The following is an 11,461-nucleotide window of genomic DNA, read 5'->3' as shown; positions in this document are numbered from 1 at the left end:
TTCTTTCGAACTTGAGTGCTTTTGTCTCGCCGGGCGGCTTGGATGGTATTGAAGGTGGCGTCGTAGACGATTGGCCCGTCGGCCCACATGCGGGATTTGGTGATGATCCAGCGGGAGATGGAGTTGGCGATGCCGTTGACTTCGGGTTGGAGCAGAGGGATGGAGAAGTCGGTATTGAGGAGGGTCGCTTTGTGCATGATGGCGTCGGTGAGTCCGTGGGGGTCGCCGAAGTGGTGTCGGATTTCGCGGTAGGCCCAGTGACGGGCGGTGGTGAACAGGACGTCGTTACGGCCGAGTCCGGTGGGGTCGGCGCGGCGGGCTTTGGAGTTGCGCCAGGCCGGGCCGGGGAGGTGCCCGGCGGTGTCGAGGTGTCCGGCGAGGCCGGTGAGGCTGTGGGGGGTCTGGTGGATCCAGTGTGCGTTCCAGGAGGGGTGGATGGGGTTCTTGGTCAGGAGTCCGGAGTAGCCGAGGTCGCCGTCGACCGACCGCCGGAGGCCCTCGATGACCACGGAGGCGAACGCGACGACCTTCCGGCGGGCGTACTCGGTGCGTGTGATGGCCTCTAGAAGCGCCCAGATGGCGTGTGCGCGCCCGTTGAGGGGGTTCTCGACTACGAGGTTGGGTAGCCACTCTGGACGCTCCCAGAGAGCCCGTGAGAGCGCGTCGTCGTGGTCGATGTCGACGATCAGCAGGTTGGAGATCAACTTCGGGTTCGACTCGACGTAGCGCTTGCCCAGCGCAGCGGGCCGGCTCATCCGGTACACCCCCCCGAAGAAGTCATCGGTGGCCAACGGCCGCCGCGGCAGCCAGAGCTGGTCCCACCGCTCGCCCAGCCCGGTCTCAGAGATCACGAGAAGCACCATCGCCGATGAGCACCTGTTGCCCTCGCCAACACGCCGTCATTTTCCAAAGTAGGAAATTTGCCAAGTCAGATGTTTCCGGGACGGGGGGCGATTGACCTGCACGAAGTTCCGCGCTCTGGCGGTGCCCCACCGGGGTCTGAGGGGCTCTTGGTCCCCGGCCGTCCGTGTCCTGGGTCCCGGTCACGGACAGTGAGATTTCGGGGGATGTCCTGAAACGGCCCCCAAGCCGTGCCAAGCCGAGACAGCCGTGCCACCCCTGCTGTTTGACCAGGTCAGGGCCCATTTTCGCCTGGCACGGCTTGAGGGGGTGGCACGGCTCAAGCCGTGCCACCCCCTCAACGAGCCGCCCGCTCAAACGTGCTGGCAAGCACCCTGAACGTGGGCTGACCAGCTATGACGCTGGCTCGATCGCTTCTGCGGCAGCGCCAGCACTGTCGGTAACCAGATCGGGTGTATAGCGCCGCCAGGTGTCGGCGAACGCGGCCCGCTCGTAGCACCTGACGCGTCCCAATCCAGGGAGCCGCATCTGCGTGGACTGGATGCTGTGCTCGCTCAGGAGCTTGCCGAGGCGCATGGCGGTGAGTCCTTCCCCGCGTGGCCCGTACTCGGCCCACGGTGCCTCCGGGTCGGCGCGGAGTTGCTGGAGGAGCCGCATGGTGGGTAGTGCGTGTTCGTTGCCGAAGGCGGTGTGGCAGTCGGCGAGGAGGCGGATGCGTTCGGAGCGGTCGTCGCCGGTGTCTTCTGCTTGGAGGGCGAGGATGGCGTGGCGTGGCGCGCGGTTCGGGCCAGTGGCCTCCGGCGTGGTCGGCGATGGCGATGAGTGGTTCCCAGGTGTCGGCGGCGCGGTCTTCGACGGGCATCGCGGGTTCGGCTGTTTCGAGGGTGGTGAGGTCGTTACGGAGCCAGCCGTTCAGGCGCTCAGCGAGCCGCTGAAGGCGCGGGCGGTCCCGCCGGTGTCGATACGGCTCGACGGTCTCCCCAGGTGCTCTGCGGCGCATCTGGACGACCACAGCGCGGTCTTCGATGGTGTCGGGCATGCGTCCGATCCCGGCCAGGGCGGCCATGGCGAACGTGGAGATCGACTCGACGCGGTTCTTGGCCAGGTCGTAGCGCTTCGCCGGGCGGTTGCGCTGGTGCCCGGCATTCAAGAGTCCGCGGAGGTCTTCGTGCCCGTCGGCTTTCGGCCCGAAGATCGTGTCGGCTTCGTCGACGAGCATGGTGGGTGGGTCGGCGGTGATGGAGCGGTAGACCGCTGCGGGGGTGGCGTTGACGGTGATGAACGGGTCGTGACACGCGCCTTCGACGACGTCGAGCAGGCGGGATTTGCCGCAGCGCTTCTCCGGCGCCCGCACCACCAGACGCGGGGCGTGTGCCCAGGCGGGCTGGGCGTGAGTGGCGGCGATCCAGAGCACGACACCGACCACGGCCGCGTCCGACGGGAGCGACACGTAACGCCGGAGGGCGGTCTCGAGGTCGTCGAGGATCACCGCCCCATCCACGTCGCTGCCGGGGGTGCCGTTCGGTGGCTCGGGCAGTGGCGGGGGCACGGTGTCGGATCGGGAACCTTCGGTCTGACCTGCGGGAACTTGGTCATCGTGAGTGTTCATGCGGTCCTCCTGGCGTTCGATGCGGTTGCGGATGGGTGCGGGTGGTGTCGCCAGACGCGGCCGGTCACCTCGGGCTCGGTCGGGTGTTCGGTCCAGGTCTCGGTTGGGGCGTAGGTGCGGAGTTCGGCGGCCGGATGCGAGTCCGGGTAGCGGTCGGAGGCGGTCTGCATGGCGGTCAGGTCGGCGGCCCAGTACCAGCGCCCGCGCCAGGGGCCGTCGACCAGGACGGCGAGTTCACGTCCGGCGGCCACCTGGGCCGCCAGCCGCGACAGCCGGTGCGCGGCCGGTGATTGCTGCCGCGTCGCTTCCGGTCCTCGCCCGCCCTGGGGGCGGGCTGTGGTCCGGGTCGACTTGCCCACGACCAACTGCTGGCCTGCGGTGGTGGTCATGCCGCGTCCCCGCGTGTCCACCGGGACCGGTCGCCGTGGGGCGGATACCGGCGCCGCATCAACTCGACCCAGGACGGCTGGTGGGCGAGTCCGGCAGCGGTGTAGGCGATCGAGATGGCGTGGCTGGAGTCGCGTAGTGCGGTCGCGTGGGCGTGGCGTAGGTCGGCGATCTCGACCCCGACCCGGGCGGCGACCAGGAGCGGCGCGGTCGGCTGCGCCCTTCCCAGGACCGCGGCGAGGACGGCCGGATCGAGGTGCCCGATCACTTCAAGGGCGTCGGCTCGATCGGCTTCGGACAGGGGCGGCAGCGGGACCGGAAGCGCCCGAGTGGCGGGTGGTTCCGGCGGTTCAGGGTGGTGACTGTGGGTGTCCATGGGGTCTCCTGTTTTCGGCATGCCGAAAGGGAGGGAGGGAGGCGCCGACGTGCCTCCCGTCCCTGCGTGTGGGTGGGTGTCAGAGGGCCTGGCCGGGGGTGCTCCCCCGCTTCCCCGGTGACTGTTTGCGCTGGTGGTGTGGGGGAAGCGGCGTGGGGGAGCGGCCGGGGAAACTTCCCCGCTTCCCCGGCCGCTCCCCCGGTTTAGAAGTTGTTCTCCCCCGTGCCGTGGGGCTCGTTTTGGTCACGGTGGGTGAGGGCGGTGTGGAGGTCGTCGGCGCGGACGACGGATTGGCCGTGGGACTTACGCGGCGGGATGCCGTGGTCGGCCAGAGCGGCGGCGAGTTCGGCGAAGCCCCAGTGCTCGTAGACGGTGCGGTTGTGTTCGACCAGGCGGGCAAGCACGAGCCGGGTCAGCACGCGGGGCTGCCCGCGCAGAGCCTCGGCGATATCGGCGAGGTGATCGACCGGCTCGGCCTCGGCGACGTGCGTCGGTGCCGGGCCGGGGACGATCCCTGCCTCTTGGCGCAGTTTCACCGCTCGCTCGACGATCGGTGTCAGCTCGTCGATGCCGTCGCCGCGTCGGATGTAGAAGCAGCGCATCAACCCGTCCCGGGGGGCGAACCCGGTGGTCATAGCGGTGCCGAGGTCCCCGAGGTCGGTGGTCCCGTCAGCGCCCACGGTCATCGGTCGCAGGGTGGTCGCGGTGATGCCTGCGGTGTGTTTGCCGGTGCCGAGGATCGCGTCGTTGCCCTGGTGGTCACCGATCGCGAAGCACGCCCGGTTGGACAGCACCTTCGCCACCGCCCTGGGCAGGGACTCCGCCGACGGCACCGGTGTCGCGAACAGCAGCGTGACGCCGTACTTGCGGGCCTTGGCGACCATCTTCGACACCAACTCGGCCGCCTCGGCCCCGCAGGGGGAGACGAACAGCTCCTGGCACTCATCGAGCACGACCACACGCGGGCGCATCGACCGATCGCTGGCCGCGAGCTTCCGGGTCAGCTTCGGTTCCCCGGCCGCGGACAGTTTCCGTCCGCGTTGCGACAGCTCCGACATCAGAGCTTTGAGGCCGTCGAGGACGGTCGGCACCTCGTCCGGATCGTCCGAGACGAACAGGGTCCGCGCGACCGGCGCGAAGGGGTCGTAGTCGGCGTTGTGGGCCATGCAGTAGATGTCGATCTCGACCAACGGGTCCAGGATCGCCCCGGCCAGGGCGGTGATGATCAGCGTGGACTTGCCGGAGCCCACCATCCCGGCGATGCCCCAGTTGCTCCCGAACAGTCGGGCGTTGACCAGGTCAGAGCGTGGATTGACCGCGACCGGGACACCGGTGAAGTAGTCGGTCGTCCCGCTCGTGAGCAGCGGCCACGGCGCCACCGGCTTCGTCAGCGAGCCTTGGTCGGCGACCCACAGGTCCAGCACACCGGGCTGGTCGCGCGGCTCGGTGGGCCAGACCTCGACCGGGAGGCGGAGCAGGTTGTGGGCCAGGACGTCCTTGCGCTTGTTGAGCATCTCGACGGTGACGCCCTCAGGGAGCAGGAACTGGCAGTGCCAGCCCTTGCCGTCATGGACGGGCGGCTGAATCCAGCGGGGCGCCCAGCCTTGCTTGAACTTGGTGTTGAGGGCGCTCATGCCCAGGTGGCGCAGCGCGTTGACTATGGCCCGCTCGTCGGGGATGACATCCCGGCCGTCGACGTCGTCGTCGACGTCGGCGGTCGGTGCGATCCAGGTGGGGGCGTCGGTGCGGGCCTTCCCGAGCGCCCACAGGCCTACGACGGCCCCGGCCAGGGCGAGGGTGGCGAGGAGGGAGGCGTAGACGGTCACGAACATGACCACCCACGCCACCGCGTCGATCACCCCAGCAACCGGGGCGATGACCAGGGAGATGTCCTTGGCGGCGATGGCGAGGACGACACCGAGCCCGACCAGCATCCCGACCGCGATCAGGGCTCCGACTCCGGCGGCGCGTAGCCAGGACAGCGGGGCGTTGACCCAGTCCATCACCCGCCCATGACGCCGCTGCTTTTCGGCGACGTCGCGGGCCTCCCACTCCAGCAACCGGTCCTGGTCACCGGCGATCTCAGCGGCGCGCATCTGACGCTCATACCGGGACGTTCCGTGGGTGTCCCGCCAGCGCTGCACGAGGACTCCGGCGCCGGAGAACACGAACCACGTGTTGCGGACCAGGGCTTTCGCGCTGGTGACGGTGACGGGATGGGTTGCCGCTGTGACGGCATGCCGTCGTGCCGTCACGAGGTCGTGGCGGTAGAGATCGCGCCGCGACACCACCACGTCCGTTCCCGGGGTCGCGTTTCCCGCCTGCTGGCCGCAGGTCACGATCTCGCCTTCGATCACCACCGGGGTGTTGTCGCGGGCGGTGTGGTGGGTGTCGGTGCGGTGGTGCAGGGTGATGACCGGCGCCAGCTCGGCGTCTCTGTCGTGGTGGGTCGAGCTGGCGCCCTCGTTCTTTCCTCGGTCGTCACGGCTGTTGTGGTCGTCGTGGTGGCTCATCGCGAGCCTCCGGTCGCGTCACGGAACTGATCGCGGAGTTGGCGGGCGCGGGCGGCCGAGCAGCGCAGTGTCCGGCGGATGGACTCGGCCGACCTGGGGTCGACCCGACTGTCGTCGACCGCTGCGCGGAGCAGCTCGCGAAGATCATCCAGAGTGCGCGGGGCCGCCCCGGTTTCAAGATCATGGTCGGGGTCGACTCCCAGGGTCGACGATGATCTTGGTGGGGTCGACTGTCGCAGGTCAGCCCTCGACTCCCCACCCGACTCCTCCGGTGTGCGGTCGAGGACGGCGACACCGCCACCATGATCATCGTCGGGGTGCGAGTCGACCCCAGAGTCGAGGCAGTCGAGGGCCGGGTCGGCCTCGTAGTCGAGGTCGTCGGTGAGCCGAGAGCCGACGCATCCCGCGCCCTCGACGAGGGCGGCCAGTGCCCAGTCCCAGTCATCCGCGATGGCGCTGCGGGAGAACGGCGCGACCGGCATGGCCGGGGCGGCCGGTGTGACAGGTCGTTCCGGGGCGGTGGTCGCGGCCAGGGTGCGGCGGTGGACCTGGAAGACGCCGGGTCGGTAGACCAGCTCCGCAGTCCCGTCCGCGGCGATGACCGCTGCCGCGTCTCCGATGGCGAGGCGCCGAGCGCGGTCGGTCTTCGCCTCCACCAACGCCGCGAGTCTCGCGGTGCGGCGTTCGGTCCAGGAGCGGGGCGCCCCGGCCAAGGTGAGCTGGTGCGCGGCGACACCGGCGATGGACACGACCGCCATCACCACGGCGGCTGTCCAGCCCTGGTGGAGGCCGTGGAGCAGGTTCATCCCGGCCGCGACCAGGGAGAACAGCACCACCCCGGCCTGCAACCCGACGACCGGCCGGTCCGGGTGCTGGTGTCGGGAGGCGGTGATGGCGAGGGCGAAGGCCCACATGCCGAGTTCGGTGATCCCGGCCAGGAGGACGCCGAGCGGGCCGTAGATGGTGGTGCCGTAGGCGGCCATCGCTGGTGCGGCCAGGGCGAAGGACAGCAGCGCGATCGGATAGATCAGCAACTCGACGGCATGGGTGGATGCCCAGGTCAGAGCCTTGGCCCGGGCGGCGGCCCGGACAGATGCGCGGGATCGTCGCTGCTCGTCCCGGCGCCGCTCAGCGCTCTCGCGGTCGGCTCGGTCGCGGTCGCGGCGGGCGTCCTGTTCGGCGATTCGCCGCTGCGCGGCAGCGTCAGCGGCTTCCCGGGCGAGGCGGGCGTCCAGAGCGCGGGTCTCCCGGCGTTCCGCCGCCCGGCTCGCAGCCCACGAGGTCGAAGAGGAAGACGTGGTGGTCATGCTCCGGCCCTCCCCTCGTCCTGCTGACCAGCCGAAACCCGCTCAGAAGGCGACTCGGCGGCCTCTGAGACGACCTCTGTCAGGGCCATCTCGGCTCGGGCGGTCGAGGCCGGGACGGTCCGGCGGGAGCGCCGCAGGCGCAGCTCGGCGGCGATCCACCACCCGGCGGCGAAGCCCAGCGGCCCGGCGAACCACCAGGTCACGAACACGGTCGCGGCCCCCAGGGCGGCGATGACGGCGATCTCGACGGCCCGCTCCCGGACCGCCCCAGCGACACAGCGAAGCAGCGCGTTCATGCCGCTTCACCACCGGTGACAGCCGAGTGACCAGCGGAAACAGCCGCATGGCGACGTGCCGGGAGCACGAACAGACGTGTCTCGACGTCACCATCTAGAGGCCCACTGGGCCCGTCGAGGTCGGTGAGGAGGTCGCCGTAGAGACGGTCGATGACCCGCTCGGTCAGACCATCCGGACACCACGAAAAGCCCAGCTCAGCGCCGGGATCAGGATCACCGTCGGGGGAGTCTGGAAGAAAAGTTCCACCCACCGGTGGATGCGTGCAGACGCCAAGGGCAGCATGGCCCATAGCCGATCACCTGTCCTCACAGGTCGTTCGGTTAGGTCGCCGCCCCGGATGGGCATCCTGGGCGGTGACCGCAAGCTCGCCGGGCTGGCAGACTCGCTCCTCAAGCAAGACACGATCCCGCCTCGGCTGTCAAGCGCCGATCTCGAACCGGCGCGCGCCTCACCTTTCCGCTCCAGGATCGGTCACGTTCCGTGACGATCGCACCTGAGGGCACCTCAAGCCATCATTTCTGCTGGTCAGACCGCGTGCAGGGCGCTTGTCGGCACGTTTGAGCGGGCGGCTCGTTGAGGGGGTGGCACGGCTTGAGCCGTGCCACCCCCTCAAGCCGTGCCAGGCGAAAATGGGCCTTGACCTGGTCAAACAGCAGGGGTGGCACGGCTGTCTCGGCTTGGCACGGCTTGGGGGCCGTTTCGGGACATCCCCCGAAATCTCACTCTGCGTGACGAGTCGGGGGCGAGGGCAGCGAGCGTCCAGGGCCCCGGCAAAGTCGTGATGGGTGGGTCCTGAGCTGCGGTGATGTGGGGGGTGGGGGTGGGTGCGGACACAGGCTTGGCGTGATCATGAGGGTGTCGAATCCTTGCTCACGTCAGGAAGCCTGTGTCCGCAGTGTCAGTGTCTCCGATCGTTGCTGCTCTGGAAGGCCTGGAGGTCGGTCCTGACGCGGGGAGAGCCGCGCCGGTCGGTGAGGCGGCGGGGTTGTCGCTGGTGGAGGCCCTGTCGCGAGTGCCGGACCCGCGGAAACCACGCGGTGTCCGCCACGGTGTCCTCGCGGTGTTGCTACTGGGGGCGTGCGCGGTGTTGGCGGGGGCCCGGTCGTTCACCGCGATCGCCGAGTACGCCCATGACGTCGGCCGCGCCGTGCTGGACGTGCTCGGGGTGGGCGCGGTCGCTCCGCACGAGTCGACCATCCGCCGGGTCCTGCAACGGGTCGACGCCTCGGCGCTGGAGGCGGCGTTGCAGTCCTGGGTGTTGCCCCAGCTCAGCGCCCAGCCGGCGGCGGAGGGCACACCCCGGCGAGAACAGCGTCGCGTGCTGGCCTTGGACGGCAAGACCCTGCGCGGCGCCCGCGTCCGTGCCGCCGACGGCAGGGTCTGGCTCCCGCATCTGGTGTCGGTGCTCGACCAGACCAGCGGTGGCGTGCTCGGCCAGGTTCAGGTCGCAGAGAAGGGCAGCGAGATCACCGCGTTCACCGCGCTGCTCGACCCCCTCGACCTCGACGATGTACTGGTCACCGCGGACGCTCTGCACACCCAGCGAGCCCACGCCGACTACCTACACCGCCGCGGCGGGCACTACCTGATGACGATCAAAGCGAACCAGCCCACGCTGCTGGCACGGGTACGGGCGCTGCCCTGGACCCAGATCGGCGTCGCTGATCGTCAACGCGGGCGTGGGCACGGCCGCGTCGAGACCCGCACGATCAGCGTGGTCAGCCTGCACCCCTGTCCCGACCTGGGCGCAGAGTTCTTCCCCCACGCATCCCAGGCGATCAAGCTGGTGCGCCGGCGTCGCCCACTGCGGCCTGGCGGGAAGTGGAGAACCGAGACCGCCTACGCGATCACCAGCCTGACCAGCACCGACGCCGATCCAGGACTGCTCGCCCGCTGGATCCGTGGGCACTGGTCGATCGAGAATCGCCTGCACTGGGTCCGTGATGTCTGCTTCGACGAAGACCGCGCCACCGCCCACACCGGTCACGCCCCGCAGGTCATGTCGGCGTTGCGGAACCTCGCGATCACCGCGCTACGCCTGCACGGCGTCAGCAACATCGCCGCAGCACTCCGCCACCACGCCCGCGACCCCCATCGACCACTGACCACCTACAAGATCATCTAGCGACTTTGCCGGGGCCCTGAGCGAGCGTCGGCGGTCGCGATTTTCGATGGTGCGTGACTGCGTTTTCAGGCACCGTAAGCAGCGGCGCTCCGCAGGCGTTTAGGGCTGGACTTCCTCGCCTTTTCTATTGCCCTTTCATGCAAGTTTTCCGCTCTTATCGTTACGGACGGGCCTCTCCACCCGTTCCGGAGAGGCGGTGGCGATTATTTCGGTGTTCACTCCGCTGGATCTGTGGTTTCAAAGGCCGCCGCAGGATGGATGTAGTATTTTCCCGCGCGGTGTTTGGGTTTGTGCCGGAGCGGAGCGTTTGTCCGATGCGTGGCCCGGCGGATGCGGGGATTGCCGCGCTGTCGTTGGGGGTCGCGCGTCCTCGGTGTTGTCGCCCTGGAACGGGTCTAGTAGTTCCCGAGAGGGGCTTTGTTACTCCCGAGAGAGCCCAAGATCGTTTTTAGGGTTGCCTTCTGGACTTGCCCCGGGGTGTTCTCGGGCCGAGCATCGCTGTGACCTGCCGTTGTATGGATGGGTGGAGTGAGTGCCGCTGGGTCGGGCTGGCGCCCGACACCTCAACCACCCTGCTTCGCTGACGGCCGGTTGAGGTGTCGGGCGCCAGCCCGACCCAGCGGTTGGCGGTCGCGGAGCGGCCTTGATCGTCAGTACGTAGTTCCATGTTTTGAAAAAGGCAAAGGTCAAGGTCAACGGACTGAGGGTTGGCTGGGCGGTTTAGGCTGCTTTGGGTGTATTCGTCCGTAATGGCTGAGTGTGTTCACGTGATTGCTTTTGGTGATGGCTCTTGACCAACGGGGGGGGGGCGTGTTCGCATGCGGTCATGAGTACGAAGAAGTGCGCACGTGTTATCGGAACGGTGTTGGTTGTGGCTGTTTCGATGGGTTCGGCGACTGGGATCGCTGCGGCTGAGACCTCGGTTGCACCTCCAGCTTCGGCAGCTAGTTCTTATTCTTTGGCTACCGCTTCGGGGCAAGAGCAAGACAGGATTGAGGGTTTAACGCTGTTTCTTGAGCGCGTCAACTCAGTCCCTACTTCGGTTCTTTATCAAGGGGATTCTGCTACGCAGGACTGGTTGAGGGCGAACTATCCTAACACTGGGGGTCAGTCTCGTGCCAGTGTTATTGGTTGCGTGGGGGCGATTGGTGTTGCGGTAGGTGGTGTTCTAGTTCCCGCTGCGAAGATTTTGAAGATTAAGAAATTGGTTGCGCAGCTTGGAGGCATCAAAGAGGCTGTCCAGACTTTCCGGGGTGCGAGCTTTTCTTGGGAGAAGATTCAAGCTATCGGTGGGCCGGTAGCTGCTCTGGGGGCAGAGCTGCTCGGAATTACCGCAGTGCGCACCCAGTGCTTCTCTTGAGGACTGTTCAGCGTATAGCGATTGGCGGGGACAGTTGTGGCACCCGAGCGCTCGGCGATATGTATCGGTGGAGGCGGCATCGCGCTGCTCTGTGGCCTTATCGGAGTGGTCCTCCTCCTTACAGGAGAGGGCGTAATTCTGCCTACCTTCAGCGCGCGGGCGGGCACTACATCGCCGGCGAACGGATGCGCGACGGCAGCCCGCACGCCGCCCAGGCACTGTCCCGCCAGGGCCGCTACCAGCAGGTTCGGGACAACCTGCGCGTCAAGGAAGTCCGGATCGACTCCACCCCCGGCGTCCGGTGGATCATCTGCCACAACCCCGACGAGGCCGAACGCGACCAGGCCGCCCGCGAAGCCGCGATCGCCAGGATCTCCGCCGAGCTCGACCGCATCGCGTCCGCCCGCACCCGAGCCCGCGAGGCCGCCCGCACCCGCCGCGCCGCCACCACAACCAGCAAGGCCGCGTGGCGGCACGCCGCCCGGGCCGCCGAACGTGAGGAGGCCGCGCACGTCAAGGCCGAATGCGCGCTGCGTGAACACCCGGCCCTGGGCCGGTGGCTGCGCCAGACACCGTCCGGGCGGCTGCAACTGGACCGGACCCCCGCCGCCGAAGCGAAGCTGGAC

Annotated in this window: 9 protein-coding genes and 2 pseudogenes; 3 read left to right on the top strand and 8 right to left on the bottom strand. The window is 68.4% G+C overall.

Translation table 11 applies throughout. The features are described 5' to 3' along the window. The 8 genes and pseudogenes from KPL59_RS33960 to KPL59_RS33930 form a co-directional block, all read right to left on the bottom strand. Positions 1–863: replication initiation protein (locus KPL59_RS33960; RefSeq protein WP_226363249.1), on the bottom strand; the 863-nt coding region annotated here is incomplete at its 3' end. 391 nt (positions 864–1,254) lie between these two features. Beyond that, on the bottom strand, positions 1,255–1,623 hold the full coding sequence (locus KPL59_RS36375; RefSeq protein WP_308188001.1) for a DUF3631 domain-containing protein: 369 nt from the start codon (positions 1,621–1,623) through the stop codon (positions 1,255–1,257). An 85-nt stretch (positions 1,624–1,708) separates the two neighbouring features. Then, a pseudogene (locus KPL59_RS36370) lies at positions 1,709–1,861 on the bottom strand (DUF3631 domain-containing protein); the annotation flags it as partial. 605 nt (positions 1,862–2,466) lie between these two features. Next, entirely contained in the window at positions 2,467–2,859 is a 393-nt protein-coding gene (locus tag KPL59_RS33950; protein WP_226360912.1) for a hypothetical protein, read from the bottom strand. After that, the gene (locus KPL59_RS33945; RefSeq protein WP_226360913.1) at positions 2,856–3,125 is read right to left on the bottom strand and encodes a hypothetical protein; all 270 of its coding nucleotides are present in this window, start codon (positions 3,123–3,125) and stop codon (positions 2,856–2,858) included. The genes KPL59_RS33950 and KPL59_RS33945 overlap by 4 nt, the downstream gene beginning before the upstream one ends. A gap of 311 nt (positions 3,126–3,436) precedes the next feature. Continuing rightward, complete coding sequence (locus KPL59_RS33940) at positions 3,437–5,746, bottom strand: cell division protein FtsK (RefSeq protein WP_226360914.1); 2,310 nt, start codon at positions 5,744–5,746, stop codon at positions 3,437–3,439. Next, a complete protein-coding gene (locus KPL59_RS33935) occupies positions 5,743–7,053 on the bottom strand; it encodes a hypothetical protein (RefSeq protein ID WP_226360915.1) in 1,311 nt (436 codons plus the stop codon). Before KPL59_RS33935 ends, KPL59_RS33940 begins: the two co-directional genes overlap by 4 nt. Next, on the bottom strand, positions 7,050–7,349 hold the full coding sequence (locus KPL59_RS33930) for a hypothetical protein (RefSeq protein ID WP_226360916.1): 300 nt from the start codon (positions 7,347–7,349) through the stop codon (positions 7,050–7,052). Before KPL59_RS33930 ends, KPL59_RS33935 begins: the two co-directional genes overlap by 4 nt. A 902-nt stretch (positions 7,350–8,251) precedes the next feature. Here KPL59_RS33930 and KPL59_RS33925 point away from each other — a divergent pair. From KPL59_RS33925 to KPL59_RS33915, 3 genes and pseudogenes are all read left to right on the top strand, one after another. Further along, positions 8,252–9,475: an ISAs1 family transposase gene (locus KPL59_RS33925; protein ID WP_226351754.1), complete on the top strand. Its 1,224-nt coding sequence runs from the start codon at positions 8,252–8,254 to the stop codon at positions 9,473–9,475. Between the two features lie 826 nt (positions 9,476–10,301). Then, the gene (locus tag KPL59_RS33920; RefSeq protein ID WP_226360917.1) at positions 10,302–10,835 is read left to right on the top strand and encodes a hypothetical protein; all 534 of its coding nucleotides are present in this window, start codon (positions 10,302–10,304) and stop codon (positions 10,833–10,835) included. 185 nt (positions 10,836–11,020) lie between these two features. After that, positions 11,021–11,461, top strand: a pseudogene (locus tag KPL59_RS33915) (hypothetical protein); the annotation flags it as partial.

This window comes from Pseudonocardia sp. ICBG1142, assembly GCF_020496255.1.
Classification (GTDB): Bacteria; Actinomycetota; Actinomycetes; order Mycobacteriales; family Pseudonocardiaceae; genus Pseudonocardia.
Note: the sequence above shows the minus strand (reverse complement) of the source record. Positions and strands in the feature narration are given on the sequence as shown.